Source organism: Nostoc sp. (genome assembly GCF_036917465.1).
In the GTDB taxonomy this organism is placed as follows: Bacteria; Cyanobacteriota; Cyanobacteriia; order Cyanobacteriales; family Nostocaceae; genus Nostoc.
The window spans coordinates 1-20,870 of sequence record NZ_JBALDL010000082.1; the positions used below are offsets into that span (position 1 = coordinate 1).

20 protein-coding genes are annotated in these 20,870 nt (G+C 41.2%); 11 read left to right on the forward strand and 9 right to left on the reverse strand.

Going from position 1 to position 20,870, the window contains the following annotated elements; all coding sequences use genetic code 11:
• Window positions 1–225 precede the first annotated feature (225 nt).
• The 5 genes from V7K38_RS19470 to dcm all read left to right on the forward strand — a co-directional run bounded on the left by V7K38_RS19470 (window position 226) and on the right by dcm (window position 5,907).
• Window positions 226–639: a GPW/gp25 family protein gene (locus tag V7K38_RS19470; RefSeq protein WP_334860038.1), complete on the forward strand. Its 414-nt coding sequence runs from the start codon at window positions 226–228 to the stop codon at window positions 637–639.
• Window positions 636–2,834, forward strand: a complete 2,199-nt coding sequence (locus V7K38_RS19475; RefSeq protein ID WP_334860039.1) for a putative baseplate assembly protein — start codon at window positions 636–638, stop codon at window positions 2,832–2,834. Before V7K38_RS19470 ends, V7K38_RS19475 begins: the two co-directional genes overlap by 4 nt.
• Window positions 2,835–2,948: 114 nt before the next feature.
• Window positions 2,949–3,977: a phage tail protein gene (locus V7K38_RS19480; RefSeq protein ID WP_334860040.1), complete on the forward strand. Its 1,029-nt coding sequence runs from the start codon at window positions 2,949–2,951 to the stop codon at window positions 3,975–3,977.
• A 157-nt stretch (window positions 3,978–4,134) separates the two neighbouring features.
• Window positions 4,135–5,334, forward strand: a complete 1,200-nt coding sequence (locus V7K38_RS19485; protein ID WP_334860041.1) for a DUF4159 domain-containing protein — start codon at window positions 4,135–4,137, stop codon at window positions 5,332–5,334.
• Between the two features lie 174 nt (window positions 5,335–5,508).
• Window positions 5,509–5,907: a DNA (cytosine-5-)-methyltransferase gene (gene dcm, locus V7K38_RS19490; protein ID WP_334860042.1), complete on the forward strand. Its 399-nt coding sequence runs from the start codon at window positions 5,509–5,511 to the stop codon at window positions 5,905–5,907.
• A gap of 369 nt (window positions 5,908–6,276) precedes the next feature.
• Here dcm and V7K38_RS19495 read toward each other — a convergent pair whose 3' ends face one another.
• Both V7K38_RS19495 and V7K38_RS19500 read right to left on the reverse strand, forming a co-directional pair.
• Entirely contained in the window at window positions 6,277–7,071 is a 795-nt protein-coding gene (locus V7K38_RS19495; protein WP_334860043.1) for a Tab2/Atab2 family RNA-binding protein, read from the reverse strand.
• 77 nt (window positions 7,072–7,148) lie between these two features.
• Window positions 7,149–7,418, reverse strand: coding sequence for a YciI family protein (locus V7K38_RS19500; protein WP_334860044.1), 270 nt, complete (start codon window positions 7,416–7,418; stop codon window positions 7,149–7,151).
• Window positions 7,419–7,525: 107 nt separating this feature from the next.
• On the opposite strand from V7K38_RS19500, the gene V7K38_RS19505 reads away from it, so the two are divergent.
• On the forward strand, window positions 7,526–8,743 hold the full coding sequence (locus V7K38_RS19505) for a M20 family metallopeptidase (RefSeq protein WP_334860045.1): 1,218 nt from the start codon (window positions 7,526–7,528) through the stop codon (window positions 8,741–8,743).
• A gap of 282 nt (window positions 8,744–9,025) precedes the next feature.
• Here the strand turns inward: V7K38_RS19505 and V7K38_RS19510 are convergent, their stop codons facing one another.
• Entirely contained in the window at window positions 9,026–10,483 is a 1,458-nt protein-coding gene (locus tag V7K38_RS19510) for a protein adenylyltransferase SelO (protein ID WP_334860046.1), read from the reverse strand.
• Window positions 10,484–10,571: 88 nt separating this feature from the next.
• On the opposite strand from V7K38_RS19510, the gene V7K38_RS19515 reads away from it, so the two are divergent.
• Window positions 10,572–11,057, forward strand: a complete 486-nt coding sequence (locus V7K38_RS19515; RefSeq protein WP_334860047.1) for an SMI1/KNR4 family protein — start codon at window positions 10,572–10,574, stop codon at window positions 11,055–11,057.
• Entirely contained in the window at window positions 11,051–11,278 is a 228-nt protein-coding gene (locus V7K38_RS19520; protein ID WP_334860048.1) for a hypothetical protein, read from the forward strand. The genes V7K38_RS19515 and V7K38_RS19520 overlap by 7 nt, the downstream gene beginning before the upstream one ends.
• Window positions 11,279–11,303: 25 nt before the next feature.
• Here V7K38_RS19520 and V7K38_RS19525 read toward each other — a convergent pair whose 3' ends face one another.
• The gene (locus tag V7K38_RS19525; protein ID WP_334860049.1) at window positions 11,304–11,759 is read right to left on the reverse strand and encodes a hypothetical protein; all 456 of its coding nucleotides are present in this window, start codon (window positions 11,757–11,759) and stop codon (window positions 11,304–11,306) included.
• A gap of 247 nt (window positions 11,760–12,006) precedes the next feature.
• A complete protein-coding gene (locus tag V7K38_RS19530; RefSeq protein ID WP_334860051.1) occupies window positions 12,007–12,582 on the reverse strand; it encodes a GNAT family N-acetyltransferase in 576 nt (191 codons plus the stop codon).
• A gap of 386 nt (window positions 12,583–12,968) precedes the next feature.
• Here V7K38_RS19530 and bioB point away from each other — a divergent pair, with 386 nt between their 5' ends.
• Window positions 12,969–13,976, forward strand: coding sequence for a biotin synthase BioB (gene bioB, locus V7K38_RS19535; RefSeq protein ID WP_334860052.1), 1,008 nt, complete (start codon window positions 12,969–12,971; stop codon window positions 13,974–13,976).
• A 77-nt stretch (window positions 13,977–14,053) separates the two neighbouring features.
• Here the strand turns inward: bioB and petL are convergent, their stop codons facing one another.
• Window positions 14,054–14,149, reverse strand: a complete 96-nt coding sequence (petL, locus tag V7K38_RS19540) for a cytochrome b6-f complex subunit PetL (RefSeq protein WP_094332720.1) — start codon at window positions 14,147–14,149, stop codon at window positions 14,054–14,056.
• Window positions 14,150–14,359: 210 nt separating this feature from the next.
• Between petL and aroB the strand changes: the two genes are divergently transcribed.
• Window positions 14,360–15,493, forward strand: a complete 1,134-nt coding sequence (gene aroB, locus V7K38_RS19545; RefSeq protein WP_334860053.1) for a 3-dehydroquinate synthase — start codon at window positions 14,360–14,362, stop codon at window positions 15,491–15,493.
• A gap of 80 nt (window positions 15,494–15,573) precedes the next feature.
• Window positions 15,574–16,170, forward strand: a complete 597-nt coding sequence (locus tag V7K38_RS19550; RefSeq protein ID WP_334860054.1) for a Uma2 family endonuclease — start codon at window positions 15,574–15,576, stop codon at window positions 16,168–16,170.
• Here the strand turns inward: V7K38_RS19550 and V7K38_RS19555 are convergent.
• From V7K38_RS19555 to V7K38_RS19565, 3 genes are all read right to left on the reverse strand, one after another.
• Window positions 16,167–16,712: a calcium-binding protein gene (locus V7K38_RS19555; RefSeq protein WP_334860055.1), complete on the reverse strand. Its 546-nt coding sequence runs from the start codon at window positions 16,710–16,712 to the stop codon at window positions 16,167–16,169. The genes V7K38_RS19550 and V7K38_RS19555 overlap by 4 nt on opposite strands.
• A gap of 35 nt (window positions 16,713–16,747) precedes the next feature.
• Entirely contained in the window at window positions 16,748–17,119 is a 372-nt protein-coding gene (locus V7K38_RS19560) for a hypothetical protein (RefSeq protein WP_334860056.1), read from the reverse strand.
• A 397-nt stretch (window positions 17,120–17,516) separates the two neighbouring features.
• Window positions 17,517–20,513, reverse strand: a complete 2,997-nt coding sequence (locus V7K38_RS19565; protein ID WP_334860057.1) for a zinc-dependent metalloprotease — start codon at window positions 20,511–20,513, stop codon at window positions 17,517–17,519.
• Between the last annotated feature and the right edge of the window lie 357 nt (window positions 20,514–20,870).

Here is a 20,870-nt window from a genome sequence, read left to right on the forward strand (position 1 = left end):
TTAATGAAGCTCTGAGGTTCATTAACGGAGTTCAAAGACTCATTAACGAAGCTCTGAGGTTCATTAACGGAGTTCAAAGACTCATTAACGAAGCTTAATTTATTCCCCTGCCCCCCTGCCCCCCTGCCCCTCGCCTCCTCATCCTCGACCTTTGGCGAATAGGCTTAAACCCTCTGTGCCGATATCTTTGAAGATATCCATGTAACAACTGTCTAAGTGCCAGATATGGTTTATGGTCGTGAACGAGCCTATTTGGGAACAGGTTGGGCTTATCCACTGCATTTAAGCGTGCAAGGTGGGATACAACTTAGCCGTGAAGATCAAAAAGTTAAAGAATCTATTTGGATTATCCTCCGTACGGGAGTAGGTGAGCGAGTTTATCGACCTACCTTTGGTTCGCGCTTATCAGAACTGGCGTTTGCACCTTTAAATAGCGAAACCTTACTGCGAATCCGTCTTTATGTTTTGGAAGCTTTAGAAGTTTGGGAACCACGCATTATTATCGATGAAGTTGTCACCGATCCTGACCCTATGCGTGGCAGAGTGGACATCATCATCAATTATCGACTTAAAGACAGTCCCGATATTTATAGTTTTGTTTATCCTTATTATTTGGTTTCAGCTGGGGAGGAATCGTGAACTTTGATTTTTTACCGAAATTACCTTCTTCCAACTTAGACGATCGCGCTTTCGATGATTTGGTGGAAGAATGTATTATGCGTATTCCTCGCTACTGTCCAGAATGGACAGACCACAATCTCAGCGATCCTGGAATTACGCTAATTGAGTTATTTGCTTGGTTAACTGACCAAATGTTGCTCAGATTCAACCAAGTACCTCGAAAAAATTATGTCGCTTTCCTAGAATTACTCGGTATTCGCCTCCAGCCACCCGCCCCAGCCCGCACGGAATTAACTTTTTATTTAAGCGCTGCACTACCTGAAGCCTACACTATTCCAGCCGGATTAGAAGCCTCAACTATCCGCACTGAAACTACAGAAGCTATTACATTCAGCACAGATTCTCCTCTAATTATCGGCAACCCCCGCATTCAACATTTCTTAACTGCCCAAACTATTGAAGATATTCCCCAATCTCTGCGCGAAAGAGTCACAACTTCATGGACTCGTCAATCTAACGGTTTCTGGACAGGTAATGAACAAGCGATATTTGAAGAGGAACCCCAGCCTGGTAACTGTTTTTATTTAGCAATTAATTCTGACGATCCTTTAGACGCTAATGTTTTAGAAATTATTTTCCAAGGGGCTGCGGCTACCCCTGCGGGGATTAACCCCAATCAACCACCCCGCAAGTGGGAAGCCTGGGATGGGGAAAATTGGCAACCAGTTTTATTGCAAGAGTCGGATGATAAAACTCGCGGTTTCAGTTTTTATGAAATCGCCCAACAGGGTGGAAACCCGTCTCAAGGTGCAGAGGTACGTTTGCATTTACCTCAAATTTGGCCTGTGGCTAATTTTACTTCTTACCGAGGTCGCTGGTTGCGCTGTAGCTTTATTAGTACAGAAGCCAATGAATCTGGTTACAATCGTCCGCCAAGAATTATTGGTTTAGCAGCGCGGTCAATTGGCGGTACTGTTAGAGCTAGTCACAGTACGCTGATTTTAGATGAGCGATTGGGAATTAGTGATGGTACACCCGGTCAGAGTTTCCAGTTACAAACAGCACCAATTTTAGAACGCCGAGAAAATGAATATATTTTAGTTACTCCCAGTGGTGGTTTGCCTCAAAAGTGGACTGAGGTGAGAGATTTTGCTGATTCTGGGCCACATAACTTTCATTACACCATCGATTCGATCACTGGTACAATCCAGTTTGGGCCGCTGATTCGGGAACCTAGCCAACTTAAACAGCATACCCAGATGCGCTCGCGGATTCAAGAACCATCGCTAGATAGCACATCTGTACAAGTTCTAGAAAATAACCAGTCGGAACACCAATATGGGGCAATTCCTCCTCGTGGTGCAGAGATTAAAGTGGTTGCTTATCGTACAGGTGGCGGGAGAGAAGGTAATGTGCAAACTGGGGCAATCCAGTTTTTGAAGTCTGCGTATCCATACATTACTAGTGTGGTCAATCGCGTACCTGCAATCAATGGGGCGGATGCCGAATCGCTGGAGCAGGCTGTGATGAAGGCTCCCCGCATCCTCCGCACACGCGATCGCGCCGTCACTGCTGAAGATTTTGAAGTTTTGACTCAACAGGCGGGTGCTGGTGCGATCGCGCGCGTCCGGTGTTTGCCAGCAAATTCTCGTAGACAAGCTGGTATAGTTAGTTTACTTGTAGTTCCATTCGCAAATACAGATGCGATCGCGCAAGGTAATGGCATAACACCAGAAGAGTTTAATCTGAGTAATGCACTGCAAGAGCAAATTTTGAGTTACTTAGATGAAAGACGCTTATTAGGGGTACAAATAGAATTACAAGAGCCGAATTACGTAGGTGTTTCTGTGCAGACAGAAATTGCTTTAGAGCCAGCATACAACAACCCTTTTGCCAGCGAAGAAATTCGTCGGAATTTAAGGGTATTACTGTATAAATATTTAAATCCATTAACTGGAGGAATGGACGGCAAAGGTTGGCCATTTGGGCGACCCGTTTATACATCAGATATTGTCGCATTACTACAACAGACCCCAGGCGTGCGTCATTTAGGCCCCGTCCTGCTGTTTCCCATCCGCAAGCAAGGAGAAAATTGGCGACGACAACCATCACCAGAACAACTAATTGACCCAGGATCGGAAGGTTTAATATGTTCTTGGGCTGATACCAATCTACGTTCAAATCACGACATTCAAATAATTCGTAATTCTTAATTGGTTATTGGTCATTTGTCAGTAGTTGTTCTCTCCCCAATTCCCAATCCCCAATTTCCAATCCCCAATCCCCAATTCCCAATCCCCAATCCCCAGTCCCCAATCCCCAATCCTATGGTTCAAAGTCGCTCTAGTCCGGCTGTAAGCATTCAATTAACGCCAATGCAAATACCCGAAGCTCTACCTGTGGCGGGTTTAGGATTTACAAATGCGGATATTGATATAGGTGGACGTACTTTACTTTTGCATCCTGGACATCCCAGCGAGATGATTGTGCAGGTGCAAAACTTAGAACAACGTCCTTTGCGGGTAAGCTTAAGCGTTGATGGAAACTTTCCATCCCAGTGGTGTCAAATTGGCACAGAAGGTAGTGAAATACCGCCTCGTGGACAAATGGATGCTGTTCTATACTTCTCAATTCCCGACACATTTTTTGAAGACCAAGAAGCAATTTCTCCAGGAAAAAAAGACAAATTAACTCTCAATTTTCGCAGCCTAGTTACTTTACATATAGACCAAGGCACTGACAACGAACAAATCGAGAGAAGCGAGTATTTCGATTTATATATTCGTCCCTATACCGCCTACATGGAATTCTTGCCAATTTTGTATCGAGAAGTAGACTTTATTGGTCGCTTCATGAAGATATTTGAGCAAGCTTTTCAACCAATAGTTGATAGTTACAATGTCATGTGGGCAAACCTCGATCCTTTGACAGCACCACAAGCATTACTACCTTTTATGGCTCATTGGGTTGCTTGGCAAGTAGATTCAGTTTGGGATCTCCAGCAACAACGGCGTTTAATTCGTCGGGCTGTAGAACTTTATCGTTGGCGGGGAACTCGTAAAGGATTGCGTCTCTATTTACATCTCTATACTGGTTTACCACTCGACGAAGATTTACCTAATGAAGCTGATAAACATATCAGTCTCACAGAACCTTTCGGCCCAAGTTTCATCATCGGAGATGCCCAATTAGGAAATGCAGTTTTAGCAGGTGGTCAACCATATCATTTTATAGTACGTTTGCGTTCAAATATTTCTAGTGGCATCATTAACGAGCAACTTATCCAAAGAATCATAGAACAAGAAAAACCTGCTTTCTGCACATACGAATTATCTATTGAAAATCCTTCTAATTAAATAATTTTAAATTGTAGGGTGTGTTGTCGCTTTAGCGTAACGCACCATCGATAATTAAAGGTGCGTTAGTCTTTGGCATAACACACCCTACATCTTGAATAGGTAGTACTATTTAAAACTCCTAAAATAGACTTTTAATCCAAAATCCAAAATCGCTATGTCCCATCCTTTCCCACCCCCACCAATCAAATCCTTGGAACGCCTGCAAGCAGCAGACGGGTTACTAATCAATGCAGAACGCTGGCGCACAGCCCATGATTATCACCGGAATCGCCAAAATGCTCAATATCAAAGTTTAAATCAACCAGGAATTGTCTGTGGTTTAGGCGTTCGAGATGTGACAGCCCCAAGCCAAGTAGAAGCTAGATATCGAGATGGGCGTTGGGTGCAAATTCAACCTGGTATTGCAATTGATTTAGCAGGTAATCTAATTATTGTACCGACTTCTTATGACTTTCCTATTGATATAGAAGTAGTAAGTTCTGAACCACTAATGATCTACTTAGTAGTTAGCTATGTAGACCCTGATGAACTGCGACGCGGACAGCAAAAAGATATTGTTCAAGAAACCTATCGAATTGACCAAATAAACTCCATACCAATCAGTTCAGAAATAGAAATATGCCGCATACTTCTGCAACCAGGAAATACTGAAATCACCCAACCTGCGGATGCTTTCTTCCCTGGATATAACAATATTGATTTGCGTTATCGCCGTCAGGCGCAAATGCGTCCTCAAGCACTTGTCTGTATGGCACAGGCGACTCATAGCGATCCTGAATGTGCGCGTAATTTTTTCAGTCTTTCGTATTTGTTACAAGCAGTAGAACCCCTATATCCCAGTTTGCGAGGGGCTGATGAACCAGGACAGGTTTCTTTAGGAGAAAATATTCAAGATTACGATCTACTTTATCTAACAGGTGGACAGGCAATTTCTTTAAATAGCCTCGAATTTGAATCCCTTAAAAATTACTTAAATTTAGGCGGCGTACTTCTGGTTGATGCACCAACAAATGCTAATGCTTTAATTGAGAGTACTCAAGCATTAGCACAACAGTTAGAAAGTCCTTTAAGACCTTTAGAAGAATTGCAACGGAGTCATCCTTTAAGGACAAAACCTTTCTTATTTGCTGCCTTGCCAATGGTTAATCAACAACAAATTAAAATGTTAATCGGTGGCGGAATTATTTTAGCGATTGGAGATTTAGCAACAGCTTGGGGATTGGATAGAGATTTGAGTTTACCTAGATTGACTATTCGTACAGCCCAGGAACTTGGAATTAATATTCTTCACTATGCTTGGAAGCGGCGACAGTTGATAGGTTTGCAACAAGAAGATAATTCAGGACAGTGGTGAGAACCAAGTTAGTAGGGTGGGCATTGCTTTAAATAATATAACAATACTATATTATTTGTGGAAATTAACGGTATCCAGATCCCCGATTTCTTTAAGAAGTCGGGGATCTAACTTTTCACCAATGATTTAAAATTGCTATATATTAAAACTTGGGATAAAAGTAACTTATTATCTATGCGTAAAATTCGGTTTGTAGATTTATTTTCAGGAATAGGAGGAATTAGATTAGCTTTTGAACAGGCGACTGATTCTTTAAATATAGAAAGTAAATGTGTTTTCAGCAGCGAAATCAATTCAGATGCTCAATTAGTTTATGAAAAAAACTTTGCTCAAAAAGCATTAGGTGACATTCGATTAATTGATAAACTACCAGAACATGAATTTTTATTAGCTGGATTTCCTTGCCAGTCTTTTTCTCATGCTGGCAAAAAAGAAGGATTTCTCGATATACGAGGCACGCTATTTTTTGAAATAACAAGATTACTCGATACTTATAAACCACAAGCTTTTATTTTTGAGAATGTCCGAGGGCTTTATAGTCACGATCAAGGGCGAACCTTAGAGGATGTTTGAAAAGTCCTTTTGCTGGTATAAAAAGTCTTATATCCCTCTAAATCTCCCGATAAATTGGGAGACTTTGATTCCGGTTCCCCCCTTAAAAAGGGGGGTTAGGGGGGATCTAAAAGTGCCTAAAATCATAGCGAAATACTTTTAAAACAACCTCTTAGAGGATGTTTTAAAAGTCATGATTGATGTATCTAAATATTTCTTTACCCCACCCTAACCCTCCCCTTATAAAGGGGAGGGAACTAGATTTTCTTATTTCCCACCTTTATAAGGGGGGATTAAGGTAATAATTCGATTAAAGTCACACAGCTAATTACTTTTTAAACAACCTCTAAAGCTGCGGGAATAAACAGAAGAAGATTTTGGCAATTAATATCAATCTTCTGCCTGTAATAACCAAAAGCCGCTATAAGTCATCCCGGAATCATCTGGTTGCACTAACAAAAAATGTAATCCTCGGCAATGCTTTTTTCGTTGTTGATATGTTTGGGCTGCTGTTGTAACTTCTGAATCTTCAAAAGTGGCAACAATCCACCTATCTACTAAGCCAGCTTCTAATACTAAGCCGTCTGGTGCGCCAGAAATGTAGTTTAACGCCACAGAACGGGCTTGCTGTAACCACCGTGCTAGGCGCATTGATTGCCGTCCACCGTAAATTATCACACCAGGGACAGGCACTGTTGACGCTAAACCCAAATTGATCGGTTTAAGATGTTCTGGGATGTGCAAAATGGGAATGGGGCGATCGCTAAATCTTGTTTCTACATCACTAGCAGCTAGAGTCGCAAAACGCCATTGTTCTCCCCAAAGGTTCTCTGGTAATGGTACTGGGGGTGGTTTATCCAGTGTTGAGGGATATTGCTTTTCTTGTAACCACTGTTTCAACGCCGAAGTATGGCGGGTAGGTTCGACATTTATACTTAAATTGCGTCCCGCCGCCTCAATTAAGCTTAGAGACTGAGGACGAAACACCTGGATCGCATCTGGCAATTTTTCACCAGCAGCTAACTCAAGTTGATCTGCAACCCAACTCGAATTTGCTGCTGACTGAAGACAGGTAGCTTCATACTCAAAGCTACGAGTTGCATCACAAATCAACAACTCCCATAAAATTTGTCCCGATGCATCTTGTGAGGGACGACGATAAAAATCAACCTGCCAAATTTTCATAAATTAGGAATTGGGAATTGGGAATTGGGAATTGGGAATTGGGAATTATAATCAATACCCAATGCCCCATGCCCCATTTAAAAAGCTTCAATCCATTCTTTGACAGAATATTCAGTCCAGATGCCATTTTTCCAGTAGGGATCATTTTCAATCAACTGGCGCACAGTGGCTTCGTCTTCGGCTTCGTAAATCCCAAAAACTTTTGTAACATCCTTGGTGGGGCCAATGGTAATCAGCACACCGGATTCTTTCTGTTTTGCTAATCCGTCTAAATGAGCTTGACGGTGGGGGGTACGTTTTTCGAGAACGTCTTCGCAGTAAGTTCCCCAGAGTACATATTTAGGCATAATTCCTTGTTAGTCCTACTAACTGGTTAAGAAGATTCTGATGATGATTCTTCGCCATTACCTACGATAAACTAAGTTAGCTGTACTTAAACTAGCTTGTCTTCATAATGGTTTCTACCTTCCCAAATTCATCTTCTGTCGATCTATCTCGCATCCGACTGGCAATTCGCTCATTGCAACCGCAATTAGTAGAGTGGCGGCGGCGATTGCATCAACAACCAGAGTTGGGTTTTCAAGAAAAACTGACGGCTGAGTTTGTATCACAAAAGCTGCAAAAATGGGGAATTGAGCATCAAACTGGTATTGCTCACACTGGTATTGTTGCCATTATTAAGGGTAACAAACTAGGCACAGAGAAAGTTTTAGCGATTCGGGCAGATATGGATGCTTTGCCAATCCAAGAACTTAACGAAGTCTCCTACAAATCGCAGCATGATGGAGTGATGCACGCTTGTGGACATGATGGACATACTGCGATCGCATTAGGTACAGCTTACTATCTTCAGCAGCATCGTCAAGACTTCTCCGGTATCGTCAAAATTATCTTTCAGCCAGCAGAAGAATCACCAGGAGGCGCAAAGCCGATGATCGAAGCTGGAGTTCTGAAAAATCCTGATGTTGACGCAATTATTGGTTTGCACTTGTGGAATAACTTACCCTTGGGAACAGTGGGTGTCCGGGCTGGGGCGTTGATGGCTGCTGTGGAGTGCTTTAACTGTACAATTTTGGGCAAAGGTGGACACGGCGCACTACCCCATCAAACTGTTGACTCCGTAGTAGTTGCTGCCCAAATTGTAAATGCTCTGCAAACCATTGTCGCTCGGAATGTGAATCCTATTGATTCAGCTGTGGTAACGGTAGGCGAACTTCATGCTGGAACCAAGCGGAATGTGATTGCTGATACAGCGAGAATAAGTGCTACTGTCAGATATTTTAATCCTAGTTTGAAAGGCTTTTTTAACCAGCGTGTCGAGCAGATTATTGCTGGAATTTGTCAAAGTCATGGTGCGAGTTATGACTTAGAATACTGGTCACTTTATCCACCAGTAATTAATGATATTAAGATAGCAGAATTGGTGCGGACTGTAGCAGAAGAAGTGGTAGAAACGCCGTTGGGAATTGTGCCAGAATGCCAAACTATGGCTGCTGAGGATATGTCATTTTTCTTGCAAGAGATTCCTGGTTGCTATTTCTTTTTAGGTTCTGCCAATCCAGAGAAAGATTTGGCCTATCCTCATCATCATCCCCGATTTGATTTTGACGAGACGGCATTGGGAATGGGTGTGGAAATATTTGTTAGATGTGTGGAGAAGTTTTTTAGTTGAGCCTTGGAAAACCTTCCTCGAAGGTATTGAAAAACTTTACTCAAAGTATATTCAAATCTAATCAGATATAGTCTTTTTAGGCTTTCTTAATTCTGCAATCCACGCCCTAACGACATCAGAATTTGATACTCCCCTCTCCGTGTTCTCTGCGCCTCTGTGGTTAGTTACTCCCCATATCGTGCGTAAGTGCGTCCTAGAGACGTTGCATTACAACGTCTCTTATTAAATTATTCGTCGTGTCAACAGTCTGTCTCTATGAAAAAGAAAATAGTTCTAATTTTACTATTTCCTAGACTTAATTGCCTTGATTAACTCATAAAAAGGTTGCCAATTATCCTCTTGAGCAATTGCTTCCCAAATAGACTCAATCACAGGTCTTAATAATGCCGTTTTTGGATTATGAACAGCTAGAGTCTGAGCAATTACATCGGTGTTCTCGTTATCCAAATTGTTCAAAATTTTATGGTACAATATGCACCAATCATCAAAAATTCCTGAAGCACCCGGTACTGGAACAATATCTGAACTATTCATCACAAAACCTGGTTCATCTCGCCATTTAGATGAAAAAGTCCGAGCCATCTCATAAAAGAATTGATGATAATCAACCTGACTCTCTTTCAAAAATTCAATCGTTAGATTCAATAGTTCCAATGCTTCTGGATGCGGCAAAGTCTCAAAACCTAACTTTTTCAACATCAAAGAACTGTATTCAGCCTCATAATACTCATCAAACCTTTCTAATCCAGCTTCCATTTCGCCTTTATTAATAATTGCCTTTAAAGGTTCTTGGAGCATTTGTAAATTCAAGTGGCAAATACTTGGTTGATTCCCGTAACAATAACGTCCAGAATAGTCAAAATATGCAGCTATAAAGGATGGGTTATAAGTCGGGATAAACGCATAAGGGCCATAGTCAAAACTCTCTCCAGTAATCGACATATTGTCAGTATTTAGGACTGCATGACAAAAGCCCACCGCCATCCACTGCGCTACTAGTTCTGCAACCCGTTTAACTAATTCGGCGTAAAACAGAACATATTTATCTTCTTCACTACTTAAGTGTTGATAATACTGCTCAATTACGTGGTCTAATAACTTCTTAGTTAAATCTGGACGCTGGAAATAATGCAGTCGCTCAAAAGTACCAAACCGAATATGAGAACTGCTCATTCTAATCATCACAGATGAGCGGGTAGGTGAAGGTTCATCGCCTCGCCACAGAGGTAAACCTGTTTCAATCAAGCTCAAACAGCGCGAGGTTCGTACACCCAAGTGGTGTAGTGCTTCCGCAGCCAGAACTTCCCGCACCCCACCTTTAAGCGTGAGCATACCATCGCCACCACGGGAGTAGGGCGTTCTCCCAGAACCTTTTGTGCCAAAATCGTACAATTCGCCATCAGTGGCGCGGACTTGCCCATAGAGAAAGCCTCTACCATCACCCAACTGTCTGTTATATTCACCAAATTGATAGCCGTGGTAACGTAGTGCTAACAAGGGTTTGCGCCCCTGAAACCGGCCAAAAGCTGTGATGAAATCTTCGTCTTTGACTGCTTGGGGGTCTAAACCTAAAAGAGGTAATACTGCATCGTTACGCCAGCGCAAGAGGTGTTGGGGAAATTCCTCTGCTGCAACCTCATCGTAGTAGTCATCGCCTAGAGATTCTAAGGCGCTTTCGTAGTTGAGGGAGAGAAAAGGATTGCTAGAATTTTTGTAGTTTGGGGTTTCAGCCAGAGTCATTACGAGCAAAGCTTAATTCATTCTTCCCTTAATACTACCTCTGGCTTCAGCATCAGCATAGATGCAAAAAGCAACTCATATCTAAAATATGGCAGCCCACCATCAAAATCTAGAGCGGATAATGAATAAAGTTTTGCAGTTGCAGAAAAAATTAACTCAATTAACTATTTTAGACGCTACATTTGAGGTTTTTGGTTCAGAATTACACCAGTATCAATTAAAACCTTGCTTGAGTCATAAAGATATTCAAGTATTTGAGTCTAGATACAATATTACCCTACCAAGTGAATATAAAAATTTTCTATCACAAATTGGCAATGGTGGTGCGGGGCCAGGAGATGAATTATCGGTGATTGAATATGAAGATGTTATCCCAGAAAAACTATACCAAGAGAACTATGAAATTCTCTCTAAACTTTTTTCTTTAACAGAACCATTGAATGATTTGGATTTGATTGTCAAGAATAATACAGATTTTGTTACCAACAATAACAATGATACATACTTCGATGAGAAGTTATTCAAGGTACTCTCCCCATTACAAATTATGGTTGTGGAATTTATGGCATGTTAGTTATTACTGGGGAGCAGTCAGGAAAAATTTGGATAGATGACTGGACTAATGATAATGGGATATATCCTGCTTCTTTGATTTTTTGTCATGTTTTCCATGACACTGATACTGATGATTTACATCCAAATAACGATGAGGAGCAGCCTTTGAGTTTTTATGATTGGTATGAAGACTGGCTTAACCGAAATTTGCATCAAATCCGCCAGTCTTCAGAAACTTAACCTTAATTAAATAAAACTAGGTTTTTTACTTTTTAATTGGTTGTGATGGTGGTTGAGTAATACCTACAGAGTTTGATGTTGGTTGCGATGCCTGTGAAGAGAGAATTTGTTTTACTTGCTGGTTATACGCTTGCAAAATTGATTGAACCTGTTTTTCTTGAGCTTGATTCAAATCCAAAGTTTTTAACACTATCCTGATTCTCTGGCGTGATTGCAGTGCTGCCTTAAATTTAGTATCTTGGGACGGGTTTAATAGAGCCTCAATATCTTTATCTCTTTGCTGACGTGCCACTTCGATTTGTTGACGCTGTTGGCTTGTGAGTTTTATTTTTTGGTGTGCTGTAGCACTATTCTGGGTTGTTAAGGCTGGAGCAGTAGAGGAAGTGGGAACTGGTGCTGCCAAAACTACTCCGTGCAATATGGTAGCAAAAGCGAAGGTAGCAGAAAATACAGATAAGCGCTTTATAGAATTAATAGACATTTTGAAAAACTCCTCAATCATCTAAAAAAATACACCCATTGGCTGATAAGCCGGAGAGTGAACAAATATTACTCTCGCATTTGCTTGTGGAGTTATTGTGTATTTATTATGGATTTACTATGAATTTCTATATGTTGCAAACTTCCGTCTCAAATTTGTTAATTAGCTGTGTATAAATAAACATAATACACAGACACTAAAGTTATCAAATAAGTCCAGTATCTCTACAGAGTTAGAGAATAGCTGCTTAAAATTTTGGTGCTTGCCAGTTAGAATTTGTGAGACTTGTCATAATATGATCTTCCCATTCCCCATTAATTAACAAATAGTCTCTAGCATATCCTTCAATGACAAAAGCAAGTCTTTTTAAGACATTGCCACTACGCCGATTGTGAGGCATATAATTAGCCATAACTCGGTGAAAATTTAACTCTTTAAAGAGATATTCAGTTGCGGCTTTTAGCCCTTCTGTCATATATCCTTTACCTTGTTTACTTTCAGCAAGGCTATATCCAACATAGCAAAAATGAGCGGCTCCTCGGACAAAATTACTAAAATTGATCGTTCCAATAATTACAGTAGGATTTTTTTTGGTAAAAATAAATAGCTTTAATGATTGCCCATTAAAAAATTCTAGAAAACTATTCTCTATCTGATATTGCCAATATTCTTCAGTGAAAAAACCATCAACCCATAGAGGGTAGAATGGAGTAAGATAAGTTTTGTTATAAATAAAGTATTTGAGAATTTGGGGTATATCTTCATGAATCCCCGCTCGTAATAATAGGCGATCGCTAGTAATTAGTGGCAGTTCTGATATCATAATCGACGGGAGCTATTCCCAGCACATTCTCTAAATTTTATAAATTGTCTCATACCTCCGGTTTAACAGAGCAGTTAAAGGGTAGGGGCAATTCATGAATTGCCTCTACTACGTGTATTTTTGCCTAATTCCTAACTCGGAACTGTTTTGCCCACTGCCTTTTACCGTAGACAGGGTGAGTATTTTTACTGCTAATCTGCCATTCCACCAAAATCTTGATAAGCTGATGTCTAATATCTAGAGCGCAAGGATTGAGAGCCAATGGGTGATAAAGCACAGTGCGGGGCGTAACTTCGATAAAATCGCTTTGCCCAAACGCTGTACCGCAGGAAATTCAACCAAAATAAAGCTCAAGATTCAACCCAGTCTACAAGAAGGATAGTGATGTGGTGGGAATACGCTACGATTGGCAGGAATTAGAGATTCAGGCGATATACAATATGCCATTGCTAGAGCTTATTTATCAAGCTGCTAGCGTGCATCGCCAATATCATGACCCAACAAAAATACAAGTTTGTAAACTTATATCCATTAAAACGGGGGGTTGTCCAGAAGATTGTAGTTACTGTGCCCAATCTTCGCGCTATAAAACAGAGGTAAAAGCAGAAGCACTCCTAGAGAAGGAAACGGTAATTAACATTGCCCAGAAAGCTAAAGAGACTGGTGTTAGTCGCATCTGCATGGGTGCTGCTTGGCGCGAAGTCCGGGATAACTCACAATTTGAGGAAGTCCTGGAAATGGTCAAGGATGTAACTGCAATGGGTTTAGAAGTGTGCTGCACTCTTGGTATGTTGACGGCAAATCAGGCTAGGAAACTGGAAGAAGCGGGACTTTACGCCTACAACCATAACTTAGATACCTCGCAGGAATATTACAACACAATTATTACCACGAGAACTTATAGCGATCGCTTGAATACAATTGAGAATGTCCGTCAGACTAATGTTACCGTATGTTCTGGCGGTATTCTTGGTTTAGGCGAAACCGTTGATGACCGGGTTGGCATGTTACAAACTCTGGCAAAGTTACATCCGCATCCAGAGTCAGTACCAATTAATATTCTTTCACAAGTACCAGGCACACCCTTAGAAAATCAGCCTGATGTCCCCATTTGGGATATTGTGCGAATGATTGCTACAGCCAGAATTTTAATGCCAGCTTCTGATGTGCGTCTTAGTGCTGGTAGGGCTAGACTTTCTCAAGTTGAACAAGCTTTTTGCTTTATGGCGGGAGCCAATTCTATCTTTTCCAGCGACGACAATAAAATGTTGACGGTGACAACTCCCTGTCCAGATTATGATAGCGATCGAGAAATGCTGAATTTACTTGGTTTAGGAATGCGTCCACCTTCCCAAAGACAGGAGAAGGTAGCAAGTCCGGCTGTTGTCGGATAAATATCTTCTTGTGGGATGGGTGTTTCACCCTTCCCTAATTGAGGGCAGGCAAGATGCCCGCCCCACAAGAGTCTTAGTTAAATTATCTTGGCAGTCCGCAGACCGAACAACAGACCGACTGATAAACCAAAGAACAAAGCTAAAAAGCCGATGTAAGCTGCAATTGCAAACATTTATTTTTCTCCACAATACTTCCTAAATCTATTGAATCATTAGTTGTTGAAGATTGGGCATTGGGCATGGGGCATGGAGCATGGGGAAAACAGTTACTGCAACTTGCAACCTGCAACTTATTTTTACTTCTTCCCAATTGCTAATTCCCAATTCCCAATGCCCAGATTGCGATAGAATACTGCCCACGGGCGCTTGTTTAGGGTTAAGCAATGACTTCTGTAATTAATGTGAATTTACCAGAGCAGTCTTATGAGATTGCCATAACTTCTCTGCGAGACGCTACGCGAACGTTAAGCGACGCTAACGCATCTTCGAGTTTAGATCAACTCGGTCAACAGATGGCCAATTTGAAGCTAGGCAAGAAGGTACTGCTAGTTTCTAATCCAACGATTTTTAAGCATTATGGCGAAAGAGCAATTACATCCCTGAAATCTGCTGGATTTGAAGTTGCTAGCTGCACCTTACCTCCTGGTGAACGCTACAAAAACCTCAATTCCATCCAAAAACTCTACGATGTCGCCTTAGAAAACCGCCTAGAACGTTCTGCTACGATGGTGGCTTTGGGCGGAGGTGTGGTTGGCGATATGACTGGCTTTGCTGCCGCAACCTGGCTGCGCGGCATTAATGTTGTGCAAGTGCCTACAACTCTCTTAGCGATGGTAGATTCGGCAATTGGTGGCAAAACTGGCGTGAATCATCCTCACGGTAAAAACTTGATTGGGGCATTCCATCAGCCGCGTCTAGTATTAATTGACCCAGATGTTTTGAAAACTCTTCCTATCCGCGAATTTCGGGCAGGAATGGCAGAAGTTATTAAGTACGGTGTAATTTGGGATGCTGAATTGTTTGCCCAGTTGGAAGCAAGTAAACGGCTCGACCAACTTCGCTATGTAAAACCTGAATTAATAAACACTATATTAACGCGCTCTTGTCAAGCTAAAGCTGACGTTGTTAGCAAAGATGAGAAAGAAGGCGGATTACGGGCGATTCTCAACTATGGACATACCATCGGTCATGCAGTGGAAAGTTTGACTGGTTATCGTTTAGTAAATCACGGTGAAGCGGTGGCGATTGGGATGGTAGCAGCCGGTCAAATTGCCGTGGAATTGGGAATGTGGCAAAAAGAAGACACCGAACGTCAAAATGCTTTAATTCAAAAAACAGGTTTACCGACTCAGTTACCATCTGGGGTGGATATTGAAGCCATTATTGAGGCGTTGCAGTTAGATAAAAAAGTCAAAGCAGGAAAAGTGCGATTTGTTTTACCAACAGAGATTGGTGTTGTTACAGTTACCGACGAAGTGCCATCAGATATTATTCGGCAAGTGTTGCGGGGAATGTAAACAATTTGAAGAAGAATGCAGGAGTCAGAATAAAAACTAGTTGTTCTGTCCTTTAATTACGAATTACGAATTATTGAGCCATGATACTCCAAGCCAAAAATCAATTAACTTTGCAAGAGTTCCTAAATCTTCCACCAGGTGAAGGAGACATAACTTATGAACTTGTTGATGGTCAAGCAATTCCTAAAATGTCACCAAAATTTTTTCACGCAAAACTTACCCGTGTCCTTCTCAATTTGATTGAGCAATCGTGCGAGGAGAAAGGAGAAGTTTGCCCGGAGTGGGCTATTGCATTAACTCGCCGGGGGCGAGATTGGATGCCAATTCCAGATATTGTATACATTTCTTATGAACGTTTACCGTCCAACTGGGATGAAAACGAAGCTTGTCCTGTTCCTCCTGATTTGGTGATTGAAATTATTTCACCAGGACAAAGTTTTGGACAAATGGCAGCTAAAGCCAAAAACTATTTGGATGCTAAAGTTCTACGGGTGTGGGTGGTAGATAGTAAAGCCAGAAGTATTACTGTTTTTTATCCAGATGCAGCACCACAAACTTATATGGGAGACGAATTACTCACAGATTCTTTATTAGAGGGGCTGGAATTTACTGTTGAGCAGGTGTTTAAAAAGGCGAAAATACCATTAAATGCTGCAATACCTTCGCCAAAACCTTAGATGACTGCTAAATTATTCAAGCTGTTTTTGTAGCCACTAATCTCAATCACGGCATCTGTGAGCGCAGAGAATCCATTAGTATTATCATTGAGTGCCAGAAAAGTCTGCTGATGATTGCCTGTACCAAGGGTAAAAGTTGCTGCACCTTTAGCCACAAAAGCAGTTGCAGTCAATATCTGTTCTACATCCAAAAGATTTAGACTCGCAACAGTGCCAAGTTGAACTAATTTAGCAGCGCTAACTTCATACAGCCCATCAATTTGATCTTCGCAAATATTCAAGTCGGTTATTTTATCAAAGCTAGACAGCAGCGAATCACTCAGACTACTGAACACAAATTTATCAGCGCCACAACCGCCTGTGATGGTATCACGCCCAGCGCCACCATTGAGGATGTCATTACCATTACCACCAACTAGTTTGTCATTTCCGGCTAATCCAAAGAGTTTATCATTGCCGTTTTTGCCGGAAATTTTATCGTTACCAGCCCCACCACTGAGTTCATCTGCACAGTTACCACCCTTTAAGGTAATTTTTGCCACATTTCCTTCTGTGGTGGTATTGCTGATTAATTGACCTAGCTATAGGATGTTTCGTTGCCGTTGGCATCATAAGTATAGGTGGAGACATAATCAACTATGCCGTCGCCGTTCTTGTCAACGCTATTGGATGTTTCGTTGCCGTTGGCATCATAAGTATAGGTGGAGACATAATCAACTATGCCGTCGCCGTTCTTGTCAAGGCTATTGGATGTTTCGTTGCCGTTGGCATCATAAGTATAGGTGGAGACATAATCAACTATGCCGTCGCCGTTCTTGTCAACGCTATAGGATGTCAGGTCATAGCGGTAGGTAATAACTGAGTCTATTATCCCATCACTGTTGTTATCTGTCCTCTCAGATATCACTTTGCCATCAGCATCGTAAGTGTAAGTTGTGGTTGAGGTCATAAATTAGTCTTCCTTATCTGTTTGATTCCAGTTGTGTATTGCGATGTGTTTTAATTACACATCCCTATGTTCTGCAAAATCTTTTTACAATGATGATACATTATCATTATTCATTATTTATAGGACTTACGCATTGACAGAAAACAATAAATATATATCCCGGAAAAACCATATTTCTCGTAGGGGTTTAGCATTGCTAAACCCCTACTCCACGGTTAAGTTATCGGTAAAAATATAATTAGTCAAAGCCTGAAACAATCTATTTCGGTGAAGGCATACTATGACTAATTTGTACAGTGCGTAAGTCCTAATTTAGATGTCTTTTTATTGCATCTTTAACTCAGAACATAAGGAGTTAAGAATGTTACTCTTAACTCCTGCGTCTGTTCCAATTCTTTTAATTTCCTTGCAACGGAGCATTTAAGACTTTCTCAATGCGATCGCGCGTTTCTAGTAAGTGCGCTTTGGTATATTCATCCTCGGAATTTACCCCTTTGAGTTTCTCATCCAACTGTTTGAGTTTATACCAAGCTAGAGTCCGAGCATCTTCTGGGACATTTTCTTTTCGCAACACCATAGCAGTTAAAATGTCCAGATATTGGCGCTGCAAGCCTCGCCGTAAGCTGGTAATCTTCATTGGTTTACCTTTTGGTTTAATTACCTCCGTCCAAATACCTGACTGCAAAGTGTCAAATAATTCTGGTAGAGACAATGCATTTTCGGGCTTCGTTTTAAGTTCAATATCCTTGAGGCGAGAGAGGCGATCGCCTGAAAGTAAATCTCGCAGCACAGAACCTTGCATAAGTAGCACCAAGTCATGAATTGGAAAATCCAAACGCCCAACTTGCGGAGAACTTCCCCAATGTCGCCAACGAGAAGGTGCTAACTTATTCAGTAGTTCTGGTGAAAAGCTCAAGGCATCTTCCGCAAACACATATTTTTGTAGTGTTTCTAAAGCTTGCCGTTGTTCTTCAACTGGTACTGGTTCAAATGGTAATCGATGTTGCCCAATTCCAGAGGGAATCTCGCTAGGGTGAATACGATAGAAAGACTGTCCCCCAATGTATTTAGTCGTATAGTATATTTGCTGAAAATAGTTACCCAATACTGTGCTAAAACGTTCGCTGACATCACTGTAACTATCACCAGCCAATGGGTAACGCTTATCAAGACGTTCCCACATCACCCGCGAATTATTTAACTGCCACTGAGAATAAAGCAGCACATTACTACTGTTATCCCAAGCATTAGCTGTTGGATCAAGATCATACACATCTTCATCTGTAGAATAACTCAACTCTGGCTTATAGGATTGTGCAGCAATTTCTTCCAAAATTGGCTTTTCGGCGATGGGGGTTGATGTCTGAATTGGGATGTAGCCGTACTTAATCGCCCATTCATCATAAAGCCCCACCATACTAGGAAAATAATCTCCCTGTTTTGTCCCTTGAGGGGCAATATTTGGGGGAATATAGTCCATTACGGAAGTTGTCAAACCTTTCTTTTTGGTAATTTCTGTATTATTCATCTCCTGGGGGGGTAGCAGAGTACTACCACGGAAGTTATGGCGTAAGCCAAGAGTATGTCCAACTTCGTGAGCGATAATTAAACGTAAATATTGATTGATATATTCTTTCACCTGATCTGGAGTGGCCATTGTATCTGGCAGTAAAGACATCGCCAGTGAACCAAAGGCAAACTGGTTAGCAGCTTCCATCCCATAGCATAAATCGTACTCTCCTGCCATTTTAGATAAACTATTCAATAACCCTTGTTGCCCTTGCATCTGCTTGGGTACAGCATTGTTTTTGCTATCTAAACCATTGGCGCAAAGTAGACGATTTTGCATCAAAGCTGATAAGGTAGTCTGGCTTTGTGTTTGGCTGGGTTGGACAATTTTGCGATACTCACTCTTAAGTGCCCGGATAAAGCTGGCATCTACGAGAATGTCTGCATTCAAAATTTCCCCAGTCAAGGGGTTAACGCGGGATGGCCCCATTGCAAAATAACCATCTACTGTATTAATCCAGCGAATTGTGTTGTAACGAATATCTGCTGGATCCCATGTTGCATCATCCGGCATTTGGCGGACTTCAATTGCATCCTTGAATCCCGCTTTGAGAAAGGCTTTATTCCACATCAGGATGCCTTCTTTCATCGCATCGCGGTACTCTAAAGGCACAGCGTTATCAATCCAAAAAACAATCGGTTTTTTGGGGCGAGAAATTAATGCTTTTGGGTCTTGTTTTTCCAAATCCCAACGATTTATGTAGCGAACAAAAGAATCGCCGCGATCGTCTTTGGATAAATCTTGGTAGGCGGTGATGAAATAGCCAATGCGATCGTCAGCAATGCGCGGTCGATAATCTTTATCAGGTAGTTGGGAGAGACTATAATGGACACGCAGGGTAAAGCCACGGTTGTCGGCTAGCGAGGCAAAGTTTGCTAGTTCGCTTTCGCCGCTAGCGCCACTAGAGAAATTTAAAACTGACTCAATTTCTAAGTTTTGAGGAAAAGCTTTAGCAGTACCGAAATAGGAATGATCTGTGTTTTTTGGAACTCCTAAACTTGCAGCTAATCCACCTAAATCTGTCAGTAATAAATCGCCTAAATCTACGAGAATAGTTTTGCGTTGTGGATGAATGCTTTTTATGGCAATGCTGTAGAGAACAGAATCACTAAAAGACCGGGCTAGCGATCGCACTTGCGGATCTCCCTCACGAGTGCGAAAATTGACGTTGCGGATAACAAAGTTTAATTTATCATCTACGCGTTGGAAATAAAACAAAAAATCTTGCAGAGGCATACCACTGTAGATACCTCGTTCGCCAATGCCCGATTCCAGAGTTGCTGTTGCTAAATAATTCTTATTAAGTTGCTCTGGCTTAATTTCTAAATAAATTTTATTTTTTTCTTTATTGCGATAAAGGGTGAACAGCCCCCCTGACTTTTGGGTTCCTTTCACTACTTCATCAAACGCCTGTAACTCATCCTTTGCTGTTGGTATTTTAGTAGGTTTAGGTTTTTCTGGGGGTTTTGCAACTTGTAAAAATGGTTGTTCTGATGCTTTTTTAATATCTTTTACTATCCAAATAAACGGTTGAGGCTGTGCAAGTTTATTTTGATTAACTACCCAAACTTGCCCTGACGGTAGCTTCTGTTTCTGACGAATATTGATATTATTTAATGATACTCCTGAGATATTAGTTGCAGAAGTTTCTGTCGTTAACTGACTATCGGCTTTAACTACGGCTTCTACAACCCGCACAGCCTTATGGTTCGCTGAAAATTCTGTATCAACTCCATTCACAGCCAGAGATTTGGCGTTAGCCGTTGCTATTCCTAAAAACAAACCATGTAACAAAATAATATAAAAGGTTAATCTGTTGTTCATCGCATCAATTCCCCGATAAAGATACCGTAGTTAACTTTTAACTTTTACGAAGTTATGTAGCCTACTTTTTACCAATTATGTTAGCTGCTTTAGCTGAAGCAGGAAACTTTAGACTCAGTTTTTGTTGCCATTTTTCTACCTTTGTTACACTCTTGTACAGGATGATTTTTCCTAACAGTTGCGTCTCTTACAAACAGTAAGTATTATTTTTACACCAGATTAAGCTAAAAATCTTTTAATTTGCATTCTCAAAAAAGTGAATCTCTTGTGGGGTGAGCATCTTGCCCGCCCTAGTTGTGCAAATTAAATGCGCGACAGCTTAGTAAATATCTCGAAAAAAAAGTATAACAAATTAGC

What these genes read in the sequence shown, in the direction of transcription:
- V7K38_RS19510 (WP_334860046.1), bottom strand. Translation starts at nt 10,483, where the DNA reads ATGACTCTGGCTGAAACCCCAAACTACAAAAATTCTAGCAATCCTTTT.
- V7K38_RS19530 (WP_334860051.1), bottom strand. Translation starts at nt 12,582, where the DNA reads ATGATATCAGAACTGCCACTAATTACTAGCGATCGCCTATTATTACGA.
- V7K38_RS19505 (WP_334860045.1), top strand. Translation starts at nt 7,526, where the DNA reads ATGGTTTCTACCTTCCCAAATTCATCTTCTGTCGATCTATCTCGCATC.
- V7K38_RS19480 (WP_334860040.1), top strand. Translation starts at nt 2,949, where the DNA reads ATGGTTCAAAGTCGCTCTAGTCCGGCTGTAAGCATTCAATTAACGCCA.
- V7K38_RS19485 (WP_334860041.1), top strand. Translation starts at nt 4,135, where the DNA reads ATGTCCCATCCTTTCCCACCCCCACCAATCAAATCCTTGGAACGCCTG.
- V7K38_RS19525 (WP_334860049.1), bottom strand. Translation starts at nt 11,759, where the DNA reads ATGTCTATTAATTCTATAAAGCGCTTATCTGTATTTTCTGCTACCTTC.
- V7K38_RS19520 (WP_334860048.1), top strand. Translation starts at nt 11,051, where the DNA reads ATGTTAGTTATTACTGGGGAGCAGTCAGGAAAAATTTGGATAGATGAC.
- V7K38_RS19470 (WP_334860038.1), top strand. Translation starts at nt 226, where the DNA reads ATGGTTTATGGTCGTGAACGAGCCTATTTGGGAACAGGTTGGGCTTAT.
- V7K38_RS19560 (WP_334860056.1), bottom strand. Translation starts at nt 17,119, where the DNA reads ATGACCTCAACCACAACTTACACTTACGATGCTGATGGCAAAGTGATA.
- aroB (WP_334860053.1), top strand. Translation starts at nt 14,360, where the DNA reads ATGACTTCTGTAATTAATGTGAATTTACCAGAGCAGTCTTATGAGATT.
- V7K38_RS19500 (WP_334860044.1), bottom strand. Translation starts at nt 7,418, where the DNA reads ATGCCTAAATATGTACTCTGGGGAACTTACTGCGAAGACGTTCTCGAA.
- V7K38_RS19515 (WP_334860047.1), top strand. Translation starts at nt 10,572, where the DNA reads ATGGCAGCCCACCATCAAAATCTAGAGCGGATAATGAATAAAGTTTTG.
- petL (WP_094332720.1), bottom strand. Translation starts at nt 14,149, where the DNA reads ATGTTTGCAATTGCAGCTTACATCGGCTTTTTAGCTTTGTTCTTTGGT.
- V7K38_RS19550 (WP_334860054.1), top strand. Translation starts at nt 15,574, where the DNA reads ATGATACTCCAAGCCAAAAATCAATTAACTTTGCAAGAGTTCCTAAAT.
- V7K38_RS19495 (WP_334860043.1), bottom strand. Translation starts at nt 7,071, where the DNA reads ATGAAAATTTGGCAGGTTGATTTTTATCGTCGTCCCTCACAAGATGCA.
- V7K38_RS19565 (WP_334860057.1), bottom strand. Translation starts at nt 20,513, where the DNA reads ATGAACAACAGATTAACCTTTTATATTATTTTGTTACATGGTTTGTTT.
- dcm (WP_334860042.1), top strand. Translation starts at nt 5,509, where the DNA reads ATGCGTAAAATTCGGTTTGTAGATTTATTTTCAGGAATAGGAGGAATT.